Here is a 21682-nt window from a genome sequence, read left to right as displayed (position 1 = left end):
GGGGCGGGGCTTGTCCCCGCCCGAATCGTTGCTTCATCCTGACGAATAGCGCTTGCCGGTTCGGCGGGGACAGACATTCGCCCCGACGATTAACGTTCACCGATTCGGGCGGGGACAAGCCCCGCCCCTACATCGCCCGATTAACCCGTAATACCCCCATGAGCAACACCCTTACCGCCGGCCACGTCGCGGCCGAAACCGATGCCGCTGGCATCACCACCATCACGTTCTTCCACCCTTCGCACAATTCCCTGCCCAGCCGCGTGCTCAATGATTTGGCCCAGGCCATCACCCGCGCCGGCCAGGACGAAGCCACAAAAGTCATTGTCTTAAAAAGCGAAGGCGAGCGCACCTTCTGCGCCGGGGCCAGCTTTGATGAGCTACTGACCATCGAAACCAAGGCGCAGGGCCTGGAATTCTTCTCCGGCTTTGCCCGCGTGATTAACGCCTGCCGCACCGCTCCGAAAATCATCATCGGCCGGGTGCAGGGCAAGGCCGTGGGTGGTGGCGTGGGCGTAGCCGCGGCTACGGACTATTGCTTCGCTACTCAGCACGCCGCCGTGAAACTGAGTGAGCTGGCCGTAGGCATCGGCCCCTTCGTGGTGGGCCCGGCGGTGGAGCGCAAAATAGGCACCGCTGCTTTCCAGCAGCTGGCGCTCGATGCGGGTGAATTCCGCCCGGCCGCCTGGGCGAAGGAAAAAGGCCTGTATGCCGAAGTAGTGGACGATATTGCCGCGCTGGACGCTGCAATAGCCACTTTCGCCGCTAAAATGGCATCTTACGCGCCGGATGCTTTGCGGGCCATGAAGGAGGTGTTCTGGCAGGGTACCGAGCATTGGAATACGCTACTGACCGAGCGGGCCGGTATCAGCGGTACGCTGGTGCTGTCGGATTTCACGCGGCGGGCGCTGCGGAAGTAGTGGCATAGCAGATAAAAAAGAACGTCATGCCGAGCGGAGCCGAGGCATCTCGCGTGCAGTAGTAATTCAATCGTTGAAAAAGGATTACTACCCCACGCGAGATGCCTCGGCTCCGTTCGGCATGACGTTCCCGGTTAATGCATAGAGGATTACTCCTCCATAATATCCTCGTTCCAGAGCGCGGGCTCGGCTTCGATGAACTCATTCATCATGTCCACGCACTCCTGCATGTCCATATCGACCACCTCCACGCCGTGGCTTTCGAGGAAGGCGCGCGACTCGCCGAAGGTGCGCGACTCGCCCACCATCACCTTGGGAATTTTGAACTGCACGATGGTGCCGGCGCACATGTAGCAGGGCATCAGCGTGGTGTAGATAACGGTGTCGCGGTAGCTGCGCTGGCGGCCGGCATTCGTCAGGCAATCCATTTCGCCATGCTTGATGGCGGAGTCTTCCTGCACGCGCTTGTTGTGGCCCTGGCCGATGATTTTGCCATCGCGCACGAGTACCGAGCCGATGGGAATACCGCCTTGCGAGCGGCCCAGGCGGGCTTCGTCGATGGCGGCTTGCATGAATTCGTCTTTGGCGGGGGCAGTGTTGGTGGTTGACATTGGATGAGTTGTCTGGTACGGATGGGGAAAAGTGCGCTGATGGGGAATTGCGGCCCTTTTGGATAGCGCGTCGCGCAAGATACCCATTCTGCTGAGAGGATGGATTGACGGGCCCGCTCAGCAGAAAAAAGGTTTTATCGGCTGCTGTTGGTCACTTTAGCAGTCAATTAAATGGGAATCAGCGGGTGGCTTGCAGATACAGGAGCGTGGTGCGGTACGGGCGGCTCGGCGTGTATTTGTCGTTGATGATGAAATAGCCGTTTTTGTAGGCCGCGATGCCTTCCCAGTTGTAGCCCCAGTATTGCTCCGGCAACTCCCACAGCGGCTGCCAAGTGAAGCGGTTATTTTTGAAAACGACATCGACCAGCCGGCAGTAGCTTTTGAATCCGTTGCGGTCGGTAATGAGCTTCGTGTTGGTGGTATCGCTGGTGGGGGTGCGGTACACGGCATCGCCGCCGCCCCCTTTGAAGAAGTAGTTGATTGCGGTGAAGTGGTTGCCGGCCGTAGGCGTCATGTCCGTGATGCGGAAAGGCAGCGGGGCGAAGGGGAGCGGGGTGGAACTGCCAGGGGCAGGGCGCTTCGCCAGCGCGTAGGCATAGTTCTGGCCGGGAAAGGAGTTGAATTCGAAGAAGGCCACCACCTGCTTATTGGCTTCCGCCAGCGCCTCAAATCCGGCGTTGTAGATATGCTGGCCATCGGCGGCCAATGGCTTGGCCAGTGGGGTGAGGAAGGTGGTATCCATCACCACGGCGCTCGCAGTCAGGCTCCCTTTTAGCAGATAGCAATTGGTGGAAGGTGTGGCGGTTTCAACTGAAAAATAGATGTCATTTCCGTCGATGAGCATGGCTTCCAGTCCTTCATACTGCTGTCTGGCGGCCAGCATTTTGGTGCGCAGCGCTGGGAGCTGGTTAAGCGGGAGCTTCTGGTAGGGCAAAACGTACGTGGTATCGAGCAGCTTGCGGTCGAGGTCCGCCAGCTTCAGGGTGTAGAGCTTGGCCTCCGCACGGTCCTGCAGCCGGCTTTCCGAGAGTAGAAACAGCTTGCCGGCACTGACTGCCAGCCCGGAAAACTGATTATCATAAAATTCGAGCTCTTTAGGCAGCGAAATGGAATGAACGGTGAACGGGGGCCGCTGCGCCGAAGCAGACAGGCAAATAAAGGAGCAAATTAGCCCCAACAGGTACTTCATAAAAGGTAAGCTGAACTGGTATTTCTTATGATAATCAGACTGCCCCAAATCGGCGTCGCTGTAATGGTGAACTCTGATAAAGTATTTGCGTTGTTCCGCAATTACCTCGCGCAGATGCCTTTATAAGGGCAGTATTCGCACTTCGTGAAGTCGTCGGTTTTGCGGATGGGCTCGGTGGGGTCGAGGATGCGGAGGACGATTTTGCGCACCAGGTCTTCAGAAACGGCCACGAAGTCTTCGCCGCCTTCGGTGAGGAAGCTGAGGTCGGCGGAGAGCAGGCCTTCGTCGATGTTCCGGAGCGAGAGAATGGCCGTTTCGGCGGTTTCGCGTTTCACGGTGTGGGCCAGCATGAGGCGGTAGAGCCAGAGCTGGCGCACCTTATCGGCGCTGCTGCTGGGCTCGTGCAGGAGGCGGTCGGTGGCTTCGGCGGCGGTGAGCTTGTCGCGGTAGCCGCGCAGCTGCAGGTCGCTCTTTTTCACGAGGCCCGACTTGTAGTCCACGACCCGCAGGCGGCCGTCGGGCAGCTCATCCACGCGGTCGGCGTAGCCGAACAGGCGCACCGCCAGCGGCTCGGCCTGGCCCGGCACATCGACAAAAATGGTGGCGGCCAGCTCCTTTTCCAGCCCAAAAAGGCGCAGCGGCAGCACGCCGGGCTGCTCGGTGAGGCTTTCCAGCAGGCGCACCACCAGGCGGGTGGCCACCTGGCCGTATACGTGGTTCAGGCCTTCGTCGGCGCGGGCGTGCTTCTCGCTTTCTTCCTGGCGAAGGGCGCGTTGCACCTCGGCCGGGGCCTGCTTGATAAGCGCGGGAATATCCTCGGCCGTAATCGAACGGGCATCCTGCTCGAAGGGCCGCATCAGGTTCTCCAGCGCCTCGTGCATCATGGTGCCGAAGCTGCTGGCCTCGAGGGTTTCTTCCACGGCATCGTTTTCGTGGAAGCGGGCCACTTTCGAGAAGTAGAAGCGGAGCGAGCAGGCCAGAAAATCGTTGAGGCGGGAGGGCGAGATGTTGCGTTCGAGCACGCCGCGCAGGGCGGCCAGCATCTCGGGGTCCTTTTCGAGGACGAGGTCGCCCAACGGCACCTCACCCCCTGACCCCCTCTCCAAAAGAGAGGGGGCACCGGTTCGTGAGGGTGATTCTTTTTCCAAGCTAGCTAGGTTCGGGGCCGGTGCCCCCTCTCTTTTGGAGAGGGGGTCAGGGGGTGAGGTTGACGTGAGGGTACTCACGCTGACCGTCAAATCTTCCAGCACCAGCTGTGGGTTCTGGGGCAGTAAGTCATTCTGCAGCTGCAGTAGGAATCGGCTGCGCTCGCCGCTTTTCATGCCTTCGGCCCCGGGCAGCACGTGTACCAAATCGACCCGCTGGGCCCGCTGCAGCAGGCGCCAGAAGTTGTAGGCCGTAATGGCCTCCGCATCGGCGTAAGTGGGGAGGTCGGCGGCCGTGAGCACGTCGTAGGGAAACAGCGACTGCTGGCGCTTGGGGGCCGGCAGCACGCCCTCGTTGCAGCTGAGGATGATGAGGTGGTCGAAATCGAGGGCGCGGGTTTCGAGCAGGCCCATCACCTGCACATCGGCCAGCGGCTCGCCGCTGAAGGGCAGGCGGGTGCGGCCCATCTGCTCATACAGAAAGCGGCGGAACGAGCGCACCGACAGGCGCTGCTCGCGGCAATCGAAGGCCGAATCGAGCTGCTTGACCAATGTGTAAAACAGGTACAGGTATTCGGCCCCGAGACCGGTTTCGCGGTCAGTATCGGCAATTTCGGCCGAGTACACCTGGCGCAGCAGGTCGATAACGGCGTAACAGGCCGCGATAATGTCGTCGCAGTTGTCCCAGGTTTTGAACAGGGCTTCGATGAGCGGGTGGTGCGCGCCGAGCTTGAGTAGTTCCTCGGCGGGTAGCAGTACCGCGTTCAGGCGCACAATTTCGCGGCACACCTGGTCCAGAATGCCGTGGTACTGGGGCTGGTCGGCCTGCTGGTCCTGCCAGTGCTGGTAGCGGCGCAGGAACGGATGCGAGAGTAGCTTGCTGACGGCCAGATGGTGGTAGCGCGGCACGCCGTAGCCGGTTTCCTGGCTGCCCTCGCGGATACCGGTGAGGTGCACTTCAAACAGCAAATCGACCAGGTTGAACAGCGGCGTGGCCTGAAAGCTCAGGCCCATGGTCACGTTGTAGTCGGGTACCTCGTTGGGCGGCAGGCCGTGGAGCACGGGCAGGAGCAGGGTTTCATCGGGCAGCACCACGGCCACGGTGGCGTCGGGGTAGCGCTGGCGGGCTTCGGCCAGGAGCTGGCCGGCCAGCTTGCCCTGCATGCTGGGGTTGGCCACGCCCAGGTAGCGGACGTGGTGGGGCTGGCCGCGCAGCCATTCCACGCCCCCGCCAAAGTTGTCGAGCGGCAGTTTCCACTGCTCAAAGTAGCGGCGCAGGTGCTGGCCGGCGCGGTTGGGCGAGCCGGCTTCGAGGTAAAACGGGTCGGCGTCGAAGCGTACTTCAGCCCGGCCGGCGTTCAGCAGCAGGCGAATCAGCTTTTCCTCCGACCTCGACAAATTGCCCAGCCCCACAAAAACGTGGCGGGCCGGCGCGGGCTGGGCGGGGTCTTTCAGCGTCTTTCCCAGCTTTTCCACGGCCAGGCGGTAGGCCAGGCCGGGGTAGGCGAGGTGGTTGGCCTTCATGCGACGCTGCAACTCGTGGTACACCCGCTCCAGCTGGTCCCAGAAGCTGAAGGAGTGCGCGGCGGCCTGGCTTTTGGGCGGCAGGGCGGCCAGGTCCCAGCGCTCCAGGGCCTTGGCTTCGCTCAGGTATTCGAATACCTTGTGGGTGTCGGCCAGGTTTTGGTCGAGGTTGGAAAAGTCGCTGAGCAGCATACTCGCCCAGCCCACGAATTTGTCGAAATCGAGACCGGTGTCGATGCCCTTCAGAATGTCGTAGAGCAGCAATTGCAGGGCAATGGGCTCTTCTACCTGTATGCCGGCCAGCTCCACCATGTAGTCTTCCATGGCGGCCACGCGCGGGGCCCACAGCGGCGCGCCGCCGGGCAGCGCCAGCGCCAGCTCGTTCTTCAAATACACCACGGCGCGGCGCGTGGGCACTATCACCACAATATCGGACAGCTCATCGAGCGGGCCGGAGCCGTAGCGGTCCAGCAGTTCGCGGGCGGTGTTGGCCAAGAAGGAAACCGGGGCTGCGCCCGGCGTGGCGGGGGCAGCAGTGGGGTAGGGGGCGGGCAGGGCAGGCATTGGGGTAAAGATACCAGCCCGGCGAGTAGCACAAACGCCGGCCGCGCTACGCGCCGGGCTACACGAGGGGGTGTTCCTGCCAGGGGGCTACTGCCTGGCACTGCGCCACAAAATCGTGCAGCAGGGCCAGCAGCTCGGGGCGGGTGTGCGGCCGGGGTACGAGCAGGCCCGGCGAATCGGGGGCTACGTAGCCCAGCAGCGTGCGCAGGTGTTGCGGCTGCGCCACGCGGAAGCCCATGCGCCACTCGGCAAAAGCGCGGTGCTGGCAGGGGCCTTCACTCAGCACGCGGCAGCTGAAATGCCGGGGGTCGAGCGCGATGCACTGGTAGTAGAGTTGCCGCACGGCCGCGGGCGTGCCCTCCAGCACTTGCAGAAACCGCCCATCGGGCGTGTATAGCAGCAGTCCGGTGATGCCTTCGCGCTGGTTTTTGAGGCGGCACTGGGTGAGCAGCGCGGTGAGCTCCGGGGTTTCAAAGGGCACCAGCGACTGGCTCTGATAAATAAGTTGGTACAAACTCATGCGCTTCAGCTAAAGGGTGGAACATTGAGTTTCCGATATCCATGGTACGATGGCTGCCTGCTTTCATGTCAGTAAGATAGACAAATAGCGGAGTTTGAGTAATGTTGAGCTTGCGGTTTGCTTGTGCGTGAGCCCGCCGTAGCGCCGTTATTTGCCGTCTCAAACCATCGTTGCCTTGTCATGAAACAACGTTTCTACCTCGTATTAGCTGCCCTGGCCCTGGCTACCGCCCCCACTCTGGCGCAGACCACGCCCGCTGTTATCCCCGACCCCGCCCCGCCGGCCACGCCCGACCCGCTCTGGCACAAATCCATCAAAACCGGGCTTGGCCTCAACGAAGCCCTGCTCAGCACCAACTGGCGCGGCGGCGGCGTCAACACCGTCGGCTTCAACGCTTCCTTCAATGCCAGGGCCAACCGCAAAAGCGGCGTGCACAGCTTCGATAACGAAGCCGATTTCCTCTTTGCCTTCTCCCAAACCCGGGGCCTGGGCTACCGCAAAGGCCAGGACCGCCTCTACCTCGACACCAAATACGGCCGCGCCCTCACCGAGCGCTGGGATATGTTCCTGTCCCTGAATTTGTTGTCGCAATTTGCCCCCGGCTACAAGTACGACACTGACGCCGCCGGCAACGACCGCGCCCAGCTCACTTCCGATTCCTTCGCGCCGGCCTTCATCACAGCCGCCTATGGGTTTGAGTACCACCCCGCCACCTACTTCCACCTGCGCCTCTCGCCCTTCGCCCCGCGCCTCACGGTGGTAAACCAGGTCGAGCGCTTCACGGCGGCCCTCGGCGATAGGCCCTACGGCGTGAATCCCGGCCACAGCACCCGCTTCGAGGTGCTGGCCGCGCAGGTGCTGGCCGAATTCGACAAGAACATCAGCCCCAACGTCAACCTCAAGGCCCGCTACGTCCTCTTCGCCAACTACGAACACCTCAATTTCCAGGAAATCGACCACCGGCTCGACGTCAGCCTCACCGCCAAAGTGGGCAAATACGTCAACGTCGCCCTCAACGGCATCGCCCTCTACGACTACGACCAGGACCACGGCGTGCAGTATTCACAGGGCCTCACCATCGGCGTCGCCTACGCCATCAAGAACTACGAGGATAAGAAGAAGTAGCTGAGTTGAAACTTTTGCCACCTAAGCAGCGCCGGGGCCGGGAGGTGCCGGCGCTTTTTGGTGAGCAATACCTGTTGATGTCATAAGCACGGATACTACTTCGGCTTCGGGCCGTAAAATCTCGTCCCATTCATTGCTTTCTTCTCTTCCAACTCTTCCAGGTGAACCGTCGATTTGCGTCCGTGCTTCACCGCAGTTAAATAGGCGTTTAGTAGCTGCTTGGCAACTGGTGTTCCCTCATGGAGCATTTCGCCAATTTCGTAAGCATAGGCTCTCACAAATAGCGAATCATTTCCAAAGTCGCCGAAGGTCGCTATTTTGGATTTTGTCAGCTCATCGGGGCTTTCAGAACCGAATGTTTCATACTGATATGTCATGGTTGATGCATTCCATTTGTAAAATGCAGAGCCTTCTCCTTTCACCAAATAAATTTCAGGATGAGCAGACCAACTCATGTCATGAGCAAGCACCGGACCAGGGAAAAATGAGTATTTATAAAGCGTTTCAATAGCATCGTCACCGGTGCTGGCAAACCGTAGTGCCAAATTAACTTCCTGATTAAGGTATAGCCCCCATCCATAAATTTTCGCCTCATTGGGTACTTCTAAGCATAGAACTACTTTATTATCAATAAGCTTATAAAACCGGTAAGAATCCCGGTAAATACCCGAGCCACTTTCCTGGAGCGCGCGCACATAAAAAGTTTTGTTCGCAGAGGGAGAATTGGCAACAAGCAGTTCCGGCTCTTCATTATGAACGAAGATGGATTCGTGGTGTAGCAGATACCACGAACTACCAATCATTTTAACTACAAATAGCATCGGTTTGCACCGGGCGTAGCGCAAAACACCAATTAATTCTTCACTGGGCTCCTCATCGAGGTTAACAAATAGCGGTGTAAACGACGACGCCGGTCTTGGCTCAACGAGGCCTTTACCGAGGTGCAGAGATTCGCTCGCACCATCCAGCGTATCGGGCTCGATGAACTGCTCAAAATCCTTCAGCAGCGATAGATTATCCTTCTTATAATCGTAGTGGCGCACCTTCTCAACCCACTCGGTTGGAACCTGTACTCCTGCAGTTTTTGGCGTCGTTTTAGCCGGTGAAGTGCATCGCAGACTGCAAAGCCCAATGAGGAGTATCCCAATTTTGTTGATTAGCCACATGGCCAGTTGTGCTTTGCCGGTAGAAGCAGGGGCTTGCACTTAGCAGGCAGCACCGATGCGGTTGCCAAGGTAGGTGAGAATCTGCTAATACCGAATTACCGCAACGCGTAAATCCGCTCAATTATCTCCACCACTTTCAGGCCTTCCAGCGCATTGGTGGTAGCGAAGCTGCGGCGCTGCACGGTATCCACCACGTTTTCGATGACCTGCACATGGTTGGCGGCCGAGCCCTGGAAGGGGCCGTAGTCGTTGGCAGCGTTGGTGGGGGCTAATGCCGGCATGTGGTAATCTTCGAGGTGGCAATATTCCACCTTGTCCATGTACTGGCCCGCGATGCGCAGGCTGCCGCGCTCGGCCACCACGGTGAGGGAGCTTTCGAGGTTGCGGTCCCACACGGCGGTGCTGTAGCTGAGGGTGCCGCTGCCGCCGCGCAGCAGGTCGAAGGTCACGAGGCCGCTGTCCTCAAATTCGGTAAGGCCGGCGTGGGTGAAATCCCGGAATCGGGCCGAAATATTGGTGATGTCGCCAAACACCCAGTACAGCAAATCGACAAAATGGCTGAATTGGGTGAATAATGTGCCGCCGTCCAGCGCCTGGGTGCCCTTCCAGCCGTCGGCCTTATAGTAGCGGGCATCGCGGTTCCAGAAGCAGTTCAGTTGCACCAGAAACACCTGGCCCAGCCGGCCCTCGTCGTACACCTGCTTCAGCCAGGCGGCCGGGGGCGAGTAGCGGTTCTGCATCACCCCAAACACCAGCCGTCCGGTTTGCAGCGCCGTGTGCACGATGGTTTCGGCATCGGCCTTGTGCAGCGCAATGGGCTTTTCGATGACAACGTGCAGGCCGTGGCGCAGGCCGGCCACCGCCTGCGGGGCGTGCAGGCCGTTGGGCGTGGCCACAGTGAGGACGTCGGCCGCCGGGCCGGTTTGCAGGTATGCTTCGAGCGAAGCGAAGAACGGTACGCCCGGAAACTCAGCTGCGAGGCCGGGTTGGAGGTCGGCGCGTATGTCAATCAGGGCCGCCAGCACGGCACCCTCGTGGCGCGAAACCAGCGCGGCATGGCGGCGGCCGATGTGGCCCACGCCGCAGATGGCGAAGCGAACGGAAGGCGACATAGAAATTTGCATGGTAGAAAATGCTCGCACAGCGGCTTGAAAGAGGGAAAGGAGGTCAGCAGAGCAAAAGGGAAAACACTCGGTGGACCTTCTTTTCCTCTTTCAAGCTGCTGTGCGAAATAATTATTACTTGAAGAACTCGCCGACATATTGCGCCACATAATCCACCTGTTCCGCCGTCAGCAGCGGATGAATGGGCAGCGACAGCACCGCTCCGCACAGCCGTTCGGCCATCGGAAACTGCCCCGCCTGGTAGCCCAGGTAGGCGTAGGCCGGCTGCGCGTGCACCGGCAGCGGGTAGTAAATCATGGTCGGTACACCGCAGCTTTTCAGGAAGTGCTGCAGCTCGTCGCGCCGGCCGGCTTCCTTTACCTGAACGGTGTATTGATGAAAAACGTGGCTGCTACGTGCGTCGCGGGCCGGAATGCTGATGCCGGGCACTGCGGCCAGCGCGGTATCGTAGCGGGCGGCCACGGCTTGGCGGGCGGCCGTGTTGGTGGGCAGCTGCCGCAGCTTCACCCGCAGCAGGGCGGCTTGCAGGGTATCGAGGCGGGAGTTGAGGCCGATGTGCTGGTGGTGGTATTTGCGGCTCTGGCCGTGGTTGGCCAGCTGGTGGAGCAGGGCGGCGCGGGTCGCATCGTGCGTTATCAGCGCGCCGCCATCGCCGAGGCAGCCGAGGTTTTTAGAGGGAAAAAACGACGTGGTGCCCACTTCGCCTACGGTGCCGGCGTAGGCTGTTTCGCCATTTGCAAACGTGAATGAGGCGCCCAGCGCCTGGGCATTATCCTCAATCAGCGGAATGCCGTGGCGGGTAGAAATGGCCCGTAGTGCCTCCAAATCGGCACATTGCCCAAACAAATGCACGGCTACGATGGCGCCGGTGCGCGGCGTAAGGGCCGCGTCCACGGCGACCGGGTCGATGTTGAACGTATCGGGGAGCGCATCAACCAGCACCGGTTTCAGGCCCAACAGGGCGGCGGCTTCCAGCGTGGCCACGTAGGTGAAGGCGGGGATGATGATTTCGGCTCCGGCTGGCAGGCGCAGGCTCATGAGGGCCAGGGTGAGGGCGTCGGTGCCGTTGGCGCAGGGGGTGATGTGCGTGCCGCCCAGGTATCCGCCCAGCTCGGCCGCGAACTGCCCCACGGCCGGCCCCTGAATAAAGGCCGCCGAAGCCATTACCTCCGCAACTGCCTCGCTAAGTGCCGGTTGCAGCGCCGCGTGCTCAGCAGCCAAATCGAGCAATTGAATAGGGGAGGGCGGGGCCGGAAGAATGGACACGGATAATAAGGAGCAGGAGACGGCCCCAAAGATAGAAGCCGGCTCGGGGCGGCCGGGTTCGGCAAACCGGCGGCGACTTCCGGGATGCATAATTTACAGGCGAGCCGATGAAAACCGATGAGCCGACGGCCACCGGGAAAGGGTGATTTTCAGCCGGTGATAAAATGAATTTCAGATGAGGGTAAAATTGGTTTTGTGCCGTCTTTGCCAGGGTTTTGAGGCATTCAGCATATGCTGAAAAGCGGTAATGAATTGTCGGACAATACTATTCAGGGATAACCTGTGGCCGGATGCTTGCGTTAAGCTACCCCAGGCGGCAGCCAGCTGGCAGCCGTCGCGCTGATTTTTCACCAACGCAATTTGCTATGAACAACAACCAATCTTTCCTCCGTACCCTGGGCTTTGTCTTGCTGATGGGTGGCGTGGCGGTAGCCAATACCGGCTGTTCGCAAGCCGATAAGCAAGAAGTTTCGGTCGAAAGCGACCAGGCCTACAACGACATGGCCACCTTCGTAGATAATACGGAGGCCAAAGCAGATGCCGTGGGCGACGAAATGCAGGCCGACTACGACCGGGAAACCACCGAGATGAAGGCCGATTACGACGCCAAAAAAGCTGCTATCGACAAAAATGCCGACAAATACGACGATAACCGCCGGCAGGAAATTGAAAAGCTCAACACCCGCTATACCACGGCCCTGGACCAGCGCACCAGCGCCTGGGACAATCGCATGAAGGTGGGGGACATGGGCCAGTACTACAAGCCCAGCAGCCCCGCCGCCCAGCTAACGGCCGCCAACGCCCGCACGACTTATGAAAAATTCGTGCAAAACGTGAAGAGCAACCAGGAGAAATACGACATCAACGACTGGCGCAACATCAACGCCGAATGGCGGGCAATGGATGAAGCCTACGACAAAGTGAAAGGCAATATCTCGGTGAATGACCTGGCCGAGATTCAAAAGGAAAAGCTGAAATATTCTGCCTTCAAATCCTGGGATAAAACGAAAATTCGCGCTAACCAGGGTGCTGATGCCGTAGCCGGCAAAGCCGACGAAGTGAGCGACGAAACTGCCGACGAGCGCAGCCGCGCCGGCCAGGCCATCAGCAATACCGCTTCCGACGTGAAGCAAGCCGGTAAAGACGTGGGCCACGGGGCGGCCGAAGTAGGCAGAGACATCGGCCAGGGTGCTGCCAAAGCCGGTAAAAAAGTGGGCGGTGCCGTGAAAGATGTATTCGACGGCAAAGACGATAAGAAGTAAGCCGTTACTCGTAACGAATAGCAAAACCGGTTTTTGGCCTCGCGCCGAAAACCGGTTTTTTTGTGCCCCTGCCGGCCACTGCTTGGCGTTACGCGAGCTGCTGCAATAGCCAGTGCAGCTTCAGCAAATCGAAATGCCGCAGGCCGGGCGTGGCGGATAGGAGTTGCCGCCGCAAGGCGGGTGCCGCAGCCCGCAAGGCCACCCGCGCGGCCGGTGCCAGGCCTAGCCGGTGCAGCCACAGCGCCGTTTGCAGCAGCCGCGAATCGGTTCCCAGGCCGTCTTCGCGGTACACCCGCGCCAGGTTGCGCACCGCCTGCTCGCTTTTTTGCAGGAAAATGGCCGCTGGCTCCAGCCCGGCATGAATCACCGGGTTATCGAGATGTAGCACGGACACTTGCGCGGCGGCCAGCTCTTCGCCCAATTTGGTGTCCTCATGCCCATAGCCGGTCAGGCGCTCATCGAGCGGAAACCGACGGAAAATATCCGCCCGAATCAGCGCATTATTGATGGTTAACTGTCCGTAAGGGGCAACTTGGCGGATGGCGGCTGGCCGCGCTTCGCGGGCCTGGCCATAAAGCCAGCGCAGGTACAAGGCGGCCTCGGCGGGCGGAGCAGCCTCATAGCAGGTGCCGCCAATGAGCACCGCCGCCTGGTGCCGGGCGGCGGCGTAGCGGGCCAGAAAATTCGGGTCGGGTAGCAGGCTGTCGTTATCCAGCAGCAGCAGCCACCCGTGTTGCGCGGCGGCTGCCAGCTGATTTCGGATTTTGGCGCGGCCCACGTTGCGTGGCAATTCGCGGTAGTGTACGCCGGGCAAATCGTTCAACGGCCGGTTCGACTGGCGGTAGGCATCAGTGGAGAAATCGTCCAGCAGCCGGATTTCCACCGCGCCGGGCCAGTCAGGAACCTGCGCGAGCAACGAATGAATTAACTCCCCAACGGCACGATTATAAACCGGAATTAAAACGGATAAACCGGCTGCTGCCATTTCGAAAATATTGCGGCCTGATAGATGAAGTTTATCAGCTAAAACGGCGGGCTGAATCCAGTAATTCGCCGTCCTTACACGTCAGTACGCGGTGCGGATATTGCTCAATTAGCTGAAAATTGTGCGTCGCCATCAAAATAGATGTGCCCGCGTTATTTATTTCACCAAACAGCTGCATAATGCTGGCCGAAACGTCCGGGTCGAGGTTGCCGGTGGGCTCATCGGCCAGCAGTAAAACCGGCTCGTTGAGCATGGCGCGGGCAATAACCACGCGCTGCTGCTCGCCGCCCGACAGGCGGTGTGGCATGCGGTTGGCCGCGCTGCTCAGGCCCACGCGCACCAGCACGTCCGAAATGCGCTGCTGCTTCTGCGACTTGCCTTTCCAGCCCGTCGCGTTGAGCACGAACATCAGGTTTTCGGCCACCGTGCGGTCGCTCAGCAGCTGGAAATCCTGAAATACGATGCCCAGCTTGCGGCGCAGATAAGGCACCTTGCTGGCTGGTAGCCTGGGCAGCGAAAACCCCGCCACGGTGCCCATACCGCTTTGCAGCGGCAGGTCGGCATACAGGGTTTTCAGCAGCGACGATTTGCCCGAGCCGGTGCGGCCCACGAGGTAGGCAAATGCGCCTTTCTCCAGCGCAAAGCTCACGCCCTGCAACACGGCCTGCTGCTCCTGCATTATCGTGGCATCGTGCAGCTCAATAACGTTTTCGGTCATACCGTTACAAATTCAATGGCCGCAATTTGCCAAATTCCAGTCCTGAAATCACCGCAGCCAGCTCCGTTTCCTTTCCTTCGAGGCCGTAGCGGTGCAGGTCTTTCAGCGGCCGGTCGGCCCGGAAATAGGCAATGAGCACAAAGGCCTCGTCCCGCAGCTGGATATAGTCGGGAATTTTAGCCTTGCCTTTTACTTTGATGATGTACATTCTTCGAGTTATGAGTTAAAAGTTAGGAGTTGTGAGTTGGGATTATGAGCGCATTAGCAAGCTGACGACGAACTCATAACTCCTAACTTTTAACTCATAACTCAATTACGAATTAACACGCTTGTGGTCGGCCAGGAACGTGGCCAGGCCCTTGTCGGTGAGGGGGTGGTTCAGCAGCGCCATAATAACGTTGAGCGGGCAGGTCACCACATCGGCCCCGATTTCGGCACACTGAATGAGGTGCGGTACGTGGCGTACTGAGGCGGCCAGTACTTCCGTAGGGTAGCCGTAGTTGCTGAAAATCTGCACAATCTGCTCCACCAGCTGCAAGCCGTCGTGGCCGATATCATCCAGGCGGCCCACGAAAGGGGAGACGTAGGTGGCGCCCGCTTTGGCGGCCAGCAGGGCCTGGCCGGCGGTGAAAATAAGGGTGCAGTTGGTTTTGATGCCTTTGTCGGCGAAGTATTTGATGGCTTTTACGCCGTCCTTAATCATCGGCACTTTCACCACGATGTTGGGGTGGAGCTCGGCCAGCTCCTCGCCCTCGCGCACCATGCCGTCGAAATCGGTGGAAATGACTTCGGCTGACACGTCGCCGTCTACCAGCTCGCAAATCTGGCGGTAGTGGGCCATCACGTTGTCGATGCCGCGGATGCCTTCCTTGGCCATTAGCGAAGGGTTGGTGGTCACGCCGTCGAGGACGCCCAACTCCACGGCTTCGCGGATTTCGGCTAGGTTGGCGGTGTCGATGAAGAATTTCATGTTGGGGACTTGGGGTCTTAGGGACTTGGGGCTTGGTTTTAGGATAACTGGACCCGGCCGAAAAAAGCCAAGTTCCCAAGTCCCTAAGACCCCAAGTCCCCAAAAAAGAATCGGCCCCAAAGCTACTCATTTACACGCTAAAAGCGGAATGAAGCAGCGTCGGGGCCGACCGGAAAGGGCAAAAAAAAGCAAGCCAAAATCGCACCGCTACAACCACCTACCCTTGCTACCTTCCGGTCCTGGGGGAGTTCAGCGGGAGCTGGTCGTTCTGACTTGCCGATGCAAAGGTAATCACAGATTCAGTCGGATTCATCAAATTGCGTGAATTTTGTGCGTAGGCGGGCGCTATTGGCAAAATTGCCGGTGCAATTGATTGAACTTCAGGTATGAAATTTATTCCATGAAAACGGATTATTGGCTGTCGCCAGGCTTCGGAAGCTAAAGGCTTATTTTCCGGTCTGCGCCAGCTTTCGTCCGCTGATGCGGGCTTGCTGGCCGCCTTGCGAACGCAGCCATCCGGCACCCGAAAAAAAAAGGGAGAACCTGCGCAGGGTTTTTCTCAAAACGGCATCCAACAACGCAAACCCCACTCTGCCGCTCATGGTCTTGTTTACCCAACTGGTTTTCTTCCTGCTGAATATGTGGCTGTTGCCCGGCCCGGCCAAGCCGCCGGCCGGCCGCACGCTGCGCGTGGAGCCGGTGTTTGGGGCCGCGCCGCTGGTGCTGGATTCGGCGGGCTACCAGACGGGTGAATATGAGCAGCTCACCATTACCCGGCTGCGGTTTTACCTGTCGGACATTCAGCTAACCTACACCGACGGCCGCACCTACAATGAGCCGGCCAGCTACCACCTCATCGACGCCGACCCCGAAGCCACCGCGACGCTGCGCGTGGCCCTCCCTAGCGCCCCTGCCGGCGCGTTGCGCAGCTTCCGCTTCAGCGTGGGTGTAGATAGTGCCGCCAACGTGGCTGGCGCGCTGGGGGGCGACCTCGACCCCGGCCGGGGCATGTACTGGGCCTGGCACAGCGGCTATGTGAACGCCAAAATCGAGGGTCACGCCCCGACGCTGGCCACGCCGCACCACGAGTTTTCCTACCATGTAGGCGGGTTTGCGGCCCCCTACAATTCCCGCCGCACCGTGACTTTGGTCGTGCCGGCCGCTGCCGCTACGGGCCGCCTCACGCTGCGCGTTGACGTGGCCCAATGGCTGGCGGCCCTGCCGCTGGCCACGCAGCCCGCCGTGATGGTGCCCGGCCCCACCGCCATGCGCGTGGCCGATGCCTGCGCCCGCATGTTCTCACTTGCAGCCGCGCCCGTCCATGTCAGTCGCTAAGGTGTTTCGGTGGGCCTTGGGCCTGAGTGCGTTGGGGAGCGTGTGCGCCTACAACCTGGCGCCCGAGCCGGGCGCGTTTGTGCAGCCGCTGGGCTGGCCGGCGCCGGTGTACCGCTTCGCCAATAACCCGGGCACGGCGGCGGGCCGCGAGCTGGGACGGATGCTGTTCTACGAGCCGGCGCTCTCGCGCGACAGCAGCATTTCCTGCGCTTCGTGCCACGCGCCGGCCATGGCCTTCACCCACGCCGACCACCGGGTGAGCCACGGTATGGCTGGGCGGCTGGGCTCGCGCAACGCGCCGGGCCTGTTCAACCTGGCCTGGAACACATCTTTTCATTGGGATGGCGGCGTGAACCATCTCGAAACCCAGGCCGTGAACCCACTCACGCACCCCAACGAGATGGATGCCAGTCTGCCCCAACTGCTGGTGCGCCTCAATGCCTCGCCCGCCTACCGCGCCCGCTTCTACCGCGCCTTCGCCGATTCGGTGGTCACCACGCCCCGGCTGTTGAAGGCGCTGGCGCAGTTCACGGTGTCGCTGGAATCCTCGAATTCGAAGTACGACAAGTACGTGCGCCACGAGCCCGGCGGCGAGTTCACGGACCAGGAACTGAGCGGCCTGACGCTGTTTCGGGCTAATTGCGCCAGCTGCCACCGCGAGCCGCTGTTCACCAATAACGGCTTCGCTAACAACGGCCTGCCGGTTGATTCGCTCTATAACGACCTGGGCCGCGCCGCCATCACCGGCCGCCCCGCCGACCGCTACCAGTTTCGGGTGCCCACCCTGCGCAACATCGAGCTCACCAGTCCCTATATGCACGACGGCCGCTTTCAGCGCCTGCGCGAGGTGCTGCGCCACTACACCACGGGCATTCAGCCCGGCCCCACGCTGGCGCCTGAGCTGCAGCAGCCACTGCTGCTAAGCCCCAATCAGCAGAAGGACATTCTGGCTTTTCTGCTGACGCTCACGGACCGGGATTTTGTGAATAACCCGGCCTATCAGTACCAGCCCAATGACTGAAAACGGCCGGTCATGTAAATGTAAATGAGCCGGTCATGCTGAGCTTGTCGAAGCATCTCTACTGCTTCGTTGTAACGGTTTAGGTGAAGCGGTAGAGATGCTTCGCTACGCTCTGCATGACCGGCTAATAATCGACATCAAATTACTTAATCCCCCAATTTATTTGCCCATGAATACCTTCTCCAAAACCATGCTGGCGCTGCTGGCCGGGCTGAGCCTAGCCGATGCCGTGCAGGCGCAGGTCACCAACCCGGCCATTACCAAGTTCCTGCAGAACACCACCGGGGTGCGCGGCCGGCACTACGTGAGCGGCAACCCCACGCCCATTCAGGATACCGTGCACGCCAACGTGCAGCGGGTACGCTACTCGGCTACTGATGTTTACATCAACGCGACGGGCATTCCGGCTTACGTCATCGGGCCCTACCTGGACCGCAACCCGGCCCAGGGCACCAACCGCGCCTACCTCTACAAGCTGCCGCTGAACCCGCAGCCCAAAACCGGCGTGAAAACGGCCGTAGGCCTGGGCATCACCGGCACGTTTATCAATGGGGTACCGTCGTACAACTACGCCGATGGCATGAGCTATAACAACCAGAACGTGTGGCACCAGGACGCCGTGGTATTTGAGCGGGCGGGGTTTGACTGTGCCAAGGGGCACCCAGGGCCGGTGTTCAGCAACGGCATGGGCAGCACGCTGCTGGGTGGCATCTACCACCACCACCAAAACCCCTCGGCCTTCAATATCGCCACCGTGCCGCTCTCCACTGTCTGCAACATCTATCTGGCCGATGGCCTCTACGTGCCCGACAGCACCCGGCACAGCCCCCTCATCGGCTTCGCCTTCGACGGCTACCCCATCTACGGCGGCTATGGGTACGCTAATGCGCAGACTGTGAGTGCCATCAAGCGTATGGTGCCCAGCTTCCGTAAGCGCAACATCACCGACCGTACCACCCTGCCCAACGGAACCACCGCCAGCAGCCCCGGCCCCACGCTGGCCGCCCAGCCCCTGGGCAGCTACTACGAAGACTACGAGCAGGTGAGCGGCCTGGGCGACCTCGACGAGCACAACGGTCGCTTCTGCGTGACGCCCGAGTACCCGCAGGGTACTTACGCCTACTTCGCCACCATCGACCGCAACGAGAACTCCTTGTTTCCCTACCTAATGGGCCCCACCTACTACGGCGTGGTGGAAACCAGCAACTTCCCCGTGCGCGGCAACCCCACCGCGGCCTCCACCAGCGTGGTTATCAGCGGCCCCGTGACTACCTACACGGCCGTGGTCACCAGCAGCAAAACCGCCAGCGCCAACGCCACCATCACCGTGTACCCCAACCCCACCCACGACGTGCTGGTGGTGCAAACCAGCCTGAGCGCCGCCGTGGCCCAGCCCGTGGAGCTGCTCGACCTGACCGGCCGCGTGGTAGCCCGCCAGACGCTGCATCCCGGCTCCACGATGTGCTATTTTGACACGCAGGCGCTGCACGCCGGCGTGTACCTGGTGCGTGTGAGCGGTGGTAGCCCCGTGCGCGTAACGGTGGAATAATTCGGTTCAGACCATTCGGCTCCCCTCTCTTTTTTTCGGGAGGGGAGCCAATGGAGCCCTCGGCACCGGTCATTTTCCGCTACCTTTGTGCCCCAATATGGAACGACTCATCATCCTCGATTTCGGCTCGCAGTACACGCAACTGATAGCCCGGCGCATTCGCGAATTGCACGTATTCTGCGAAATTCATCCCTACACGCACGCCTCGAAACTCGTTCTCAGCGACGATATTCGGGGCGTTATTCTTTCCGGCTCGCCCTGCTCGGTGCGCGACGCGGATGCCCCCAACCCCGACCTGACCCACCTGCTGGGCCGGGTGCCGGTGCTGGGCGTGTGCTACGGCGCGCAGCTGCTGGCCCAGCAGGGGGGGGGCGAGGTTACGCCGGCCACCATCCGCGAGTACGGCCGCGCCCGGCTGTCGTCGCTGAACCTGGCTTCGCCGCTGCTGGCTGAGATGCACCTTGAGTCGCAGGTCTGGATGTCGCACGGTGACACCATTCAGCGCCTGCCCATGGGCTACGACATCATTGCCAGCACGCCCGAAGTGGCGGTGGCCGCCTTCAAAATTGAAGGCCAGGAAACCTACGGAATCCAGTTCCACCCCGAGGTGACGCACTCCACCGAGGGCAAGCAGCTGCTGCACAACTTCGTGGTAAATATCTGCCAGTGCGCCCAGAGCTGGACGCCCGACCATTTCGTGGATTCGGCCGTGGAGGCCCTGCGCAACACCATCGGCCCCGATGACCAGGTGATTCTCGGCCTCTCCGGCGGCGTGGACAGCAGCGTGGCGGCCCTGCTGCTGCACCGCGCCATCGGCCCGCGCCTGCACGGCATTTTCGTGGATAACGGTCTGCTGCGGCAGGACGAGTTTGCCACGGTGCTCAAAGCCTACGAAGGCCTCGGCCTGAACGTGACCGGCGTGAATGCCGCCCCCGAATTCTACGCCGCCCTGGCCGGCATCAGCGACCCCGAGGGCAAGCGCAAGGCCATTGGCCGCACTTTTATTGAGGTGTTCGACCGCGAGGCGCAGAAGGTGGAAGGGGCCCGCTGGCTGGCCCAGGGCACTATATATCCCGATGTGATTGAGTCGGTATCGGTGCACGGCTCGTCGGTTACCATCAAGAGCCACCACAACGTGGGCGGCCTGCCGGAGAAGATGAACCTCAAAATTGTGGAGCCGCTGCGCATGCTCTTCAAGGATGAGGTGCGCGAAGTAGGCGCCGCCCTGGAACTGCCCGCCGACATTCTCAACCGCCATCCTTTCCCCGGTCCCGGCCTGGGCATCCGCATCCTCGGCGATGTTACGCCCGAGAAAGTGGACCTACTCCAGCGCGCCGACGGCGTATTCATCAACCTCCTGAAACAGCACGGCCTCTACGAGCACGTGTGGCAGGCGGGTGCCATGCTCCTGCCCGTGCAAAGCGTGGGCGTGATGGGCGACGAGCGCACCTACGAGCGGGTGGTGGCCCTGCGCGCTGTAACCAGTGTGGACGGCATGACCGCCGACTGGGCGCACTTGCCTTATGATTTCCTGGCGGAGGTGAGCAATAAGATTATCAACCAGGTGCGGGGGATTAACCGCGTGGTTTATGATATTTCGAGCAAGCCACCAGCGACTATCGAGTGGGAGTAGAGCATAATTGCTCGATGAATAATAAAACGTCATGCTGAGCGTAGCCGAAGCATCTCGCGTGTGGTAGTAAACCTTGTCGATTGGATTACTACCACACGCGAGATGCTTCGGCTACGCTCAGCATGACGTTCTTTTTTACATTTCTAATTTACCGTAACAATGCGCTTCCACTGCCTCCAACACCTGCCCGACGAAGGCCCCGGCCACGCGGCCGACTGGCTGGCGGCGCACGGCTGTACGCTCACCTACACTAAGCTATTCGAGCCAAACCCGGAATTTCCGGCCCTGGCTGACTTCGATGGCCTGCTGATTCTGGGCGGGGCCATGAGCGTGCACGACGAGGAAAACCTGCCTTGGATGCGGCCGGAAAAGGCCTTCATCCGCGAAGCGCTGCGGGCGGGCAAGATTACACTCGCCATTTGCCTGGGGGCGCAGCTAGTAGCCGAGGCGCTGGGCGGCGAAGTGCGGCCCAACCACGCGCCGGAAATCGGTTTCTGGACGGTGCGGTTTTCGGTGAAGTCGCTGGAGCACCCGCTGCTGCGCGGCTGGCCCGAGAAAGCGGCCGTGCTGCACTGGCACCTCGATACGTTTACGGTGCCGCCGGGGGCTATTCGGGTGGGCATGTCGGCGGCTACGGCTACGCAGGGCTTCGTGTGGGGCGATGGCGTGATTGGCCTGCAGTTTCACCCCGAAATGACGGTGCCGATGGTGGAGAAACTGATGGCGTTTGAAGGACACGAGCACGCCGAGGAACAGGAATTCGTGCAGACGGCAGCGCAGATTCGCGCCAAAATGAAATCGGTGTGGAAGGGGCGCAAGCTACTGGAGACGCTGCTGGAGAATCTGGTAGCAGTGCATGAAAGCGAAATAGCCTCGTTCAACGGCAACCTCACCCCCTGACCCCCTCTCCAAAAAAGAGGGGGCACCGGTTCGTGAGGACGGTTCTTGTACAGATGCTTTATGAGGTGGTCTAGTTAAGCAGGAGAGAATTAGGTGATGTTGTTAAGTTGTTGTTGGTGAAATTGATAAGGTTTTGAATAGCCGATGCTGGAGTG

The 21682-nt window shown here is 60.4% G+C and carries 19 protein-coding genes and 1 other RNA gene; 8 read left to right on the top strand and 12 right to left on the bottom strand.

Annotation, left to right across the window (positions count from 1 at the left end; genetic code table 11):
* Positions 1 to 158 precede the first annotated feature (158 nt).
* Entirely contained in the window at positions 159 to 920 is a 762-nt protein-coding gene (locus tag HBN54_RS22595; protein ID WP_168675513.1) for an enoyl-CoA hydratase/isomerase family protein, read from the top strand.
* Positions 921 to 1069: 149 nt separating this feature from the next.
* Here HBN54_RS22595 and HBN54_RS22590 read toward each other — a convergent pair whose 3' ends face one another.
* From HBN54_RS22590 to HBN54_RS22575, 4 genes are all read right to left on the bottom strand, one after another.
* Positions 1070 to 1531 (bottom strand): nucleoside deaminase, encoded by a 462-nt coding sequence (locus HBN54_RS22590; RefSeq protein WP_168675512.1) that lies wholly within the window; start codon positions 1529 to 1531, stop codon positions 1070 to 1072.
* 178 nt (positions 1532 to 1709) lie between these two features.
* A complete protein-coding gene (locus HBN54_RS22585) occupies positions 1710 to 2720 on the bottom strand; it encodes a hypothetical protein (RefSeq protein WP_168675511.1) in 1011 nt (336 codons plus the stop codon).
* A gap of 101 nt (positions 2721 to 2821) precedes the next feature.
* Positions 2822 to 5953, bottom strand: a complete 3132-nt coding sequence (locus HBN54_RS22580; protein WP_168675510.1) for a PD-(D/E)XK nuclease family protein — start codon at positions 5951 to 5953, stop codon at positions 2822 to 2824.
* A 58-nt stretch (positions 5954 to 6011) separates the two neighbouring features.
* Positions 6012 to 6473 (bottom strand): BLUF domain-containing protein, encoded by a 462-nt coding sequence (locus tag HBN54_RS22575; protein WP_168675509.1) that lies wholly within the window; start codon positions 6471 to 6473, stop codon positions 6012 to 6014.
* A 180-nt stretch (positions 6474 to 6653) separates the two neighbouring features.
* On the opposite strand from HBN54_RS22575, the gene HBN54_RS22570 reads away from it, so the two are divergent.
* Positions 6654 to 7598 (top strand): DUF3078 domain-containing protein, encoded by a 945-nt coding sequence (locus HBN54_RS22570; RefSeq protein ID WP_168675508.1) that lies wholly within the window; start codon positions 6654 to 6656, stop codon positions 7596 to 7598.
* Positions 7599 to 7693: 95 nt separating this feature from the next.
* Here HBN54_RS22570 and HBN54_RS22565 read toward each other — a convergent pair whose 3' ends face one another.
* From HBN54_RS22565 to HBN54_RS22555, 3 genes are all read right to left on the bottom strand, one after another.
* On the bottom strand, positions 7694 to 8803 hold the full coding sequence (locus HBN54_RS22565; protein ID WP_168675507.1) for a hypothetical protein: 1110 nt from the start codon (positions 8801 to 8803) through the stop codon (positions 7694 to 7696).
* A 56-nt stretch (positions 8804 to 8859) separates the two neighbouring features.
* Positions 8860 to 9876, bottom strand: coding sequence for a Gfo/Idh/MocA family protein (locus HBN54_RS22560; protein WP_168675506.1), 1017 nt, complete (start codon positions 9874 to 9876; stop codon positions 8860 to 8862).
* Between the two features lie 126 nt (positions 9877 to 10002).
* A complete protein-coding gene (locus HBN54_RS22555; protein WP_317170269.1) occupies positions 10003 to 11154 on the bottom strand; it encodes a DegT/DnrJ/EryC1/StrS family aminotransferase in 1152 nt (383 codons plus the stop codon).
* A gap of 365 nt (positions 11155 to 11519) precedes the next feature.
* Here HBN54_RS22555 and HBN54_RS22550 point away from each other — a divergent pair, with 365 nt between their 5' ends.
* A complete protein-coding gene (locus tag HBN54_RS22550; RefSeq protein ID WP_168675504.1) occupies positions 11520 to 12416 on the top strand; it encodes a DUF6565 domain-containing protein in 897 nt (298 codons plus the stop codon).
* Between the two features lie 88 nt (positions 12417 to 12504).
* Here HBN54_RS22550 and HBN54_RS22545 read toward each other — a convergent pair whose 3' ends face one another.
* From HBN54_RS22545 to ffs, 5 genes are all read right to left on the bottom strand, one after another.
* Positions 12505 to 13401: a glycosyltransferase family 2 protein gene (locus tag HBN54_RS22545; protein ID WP_168675503.1), complete on the bottom strand. Its 897-nt coding sequence runs from the start codon at positions 13399 to 13401 to the stop codon at positions 12505 to 12507.
* A 34-nt stretch (positions 13402 to 13435) separates the two neighbouring features.
* Positions 13436 to 14119 (bottom strand): cell division ATP-binding protein FtsE, encoded by a 684-nt coding sequence (locus tag HBN54_RS22540; protein ID WP_168675502.1) that lies wholly within the window; start codon positions 14117 to 14119, stop codon positions 13436 to 13438.
* Positions 14120 to 14123: 4 nt separating this feature from the next.
* Positions 14124 to 14327, bottom strand: coding sequence for a fructose-6-phosphate aldolase (locus HBN54_RS22535; RefSeq protein WP_168675501.1), 204 nt, complete (start codon positions 14325 to 14327; stop codon positions 14124 to 14126).
* A gap of 105 nt (positions 14328 to 14432) precedes the next feature.
* Positions 14433 to 15089, bottom strand: a complete 657-nt coding sequence (fsa, locus tag HBN54_RS22530; RefSeq protein ID WP_168675500.1) for a fructose-6-phosphate aldolase — start codon at positions 15087 to 15089, stop codon at positions 14433 to 14435.
* 182 nt (positions 15090 to 15271) lie between these two features.
* An RNA gene (ffs, locus tag HBN54_RS22525) (signal recognition particle sRNA small type) lies at positions 15272 to 15369 on the bottom strand.
* A 320-nt stretch (positions 15370 to 15689) separates the two neighbouring features.
* On the opposite strand from ffs, the gene HBN54_RS22520 reads away from it, so the two are divergent.
* From HBN54_RS22520 to HBN54_RS22500, 5 genes are all read left to right on the top strand, one after another.
* Positions 15690 to 16424, top strand: coding sequence for an MbnP family protein (locus HBN54_RS22520; RefSeq protein WP_168675499.1), 735 nt, complete (start codon positions 15690 to 15692; stop codon positions 16422 to 16424).
* A complete protein-coding gene (locus tag HBN54_RS22515; RefSeq protein ID WP_168675498.1) occupies positions 16411 to 17445 on the top strand; it encodes a cytochrome-c peroxidase in 1035 nt (344 codons plus the stop codon). Before HBN54_RS22520 ends, HBN54_RS22515 begins: the two co-directional genes overlap by 14 nt.
* Before the next feature lie 169 nt (positions 17446 to 17614).
* Entirely contained in the window at positions 17615 to 18994 is a 1380-nt protein-coding gene (locus tag HBN54_RS22510; protein ID WP_168675497.1) for a YHYH protein, read from the top strand.
* A gap of 97 nt (positions 18995 to 19091) precedes the next feature.
* Complete coding sequence (gene guaA, locus HBN54_RS22505) at positions 19092 to 20627, top strand: glutamine-hydrolyzing GMP synthase (protein WP_168675496.1); 1536 nt, start codon at positions 19092 to 19094, stop codon at positions 20625 to 20627.
* 159 nt (positions 20628 to 20786) lie between these two features.
* Positions 20787 to 21527: a type 1 glutamine amidotransferase gene (locus HBN54_RS22500; protein ID WP_168675495.1), complete on the top strand. Its 741-nt coding sequence runs from the start codon at positions 20787 to 20789 to the stop codon at positions 21525 to 21527.
* The last annotated feature ends 155 nt before the right edge of the window (positions 21528 to 21682 follow it).

The sequence above is a fragment of the Hymenobacter artigasi genome, assembly GCF_012275535.1.
In the GTDB taxonomy this organism is placed as follows: domain Bacteria; phylum Bacteroidota; class Bacteroidia; order Cytophagales; family Hymenobacteraceae; genus Hymenobacter; species Hymenobacter artigasi.
This window is presented reverse-complemented; position numbering and strand designations above follow the sequence as displayed.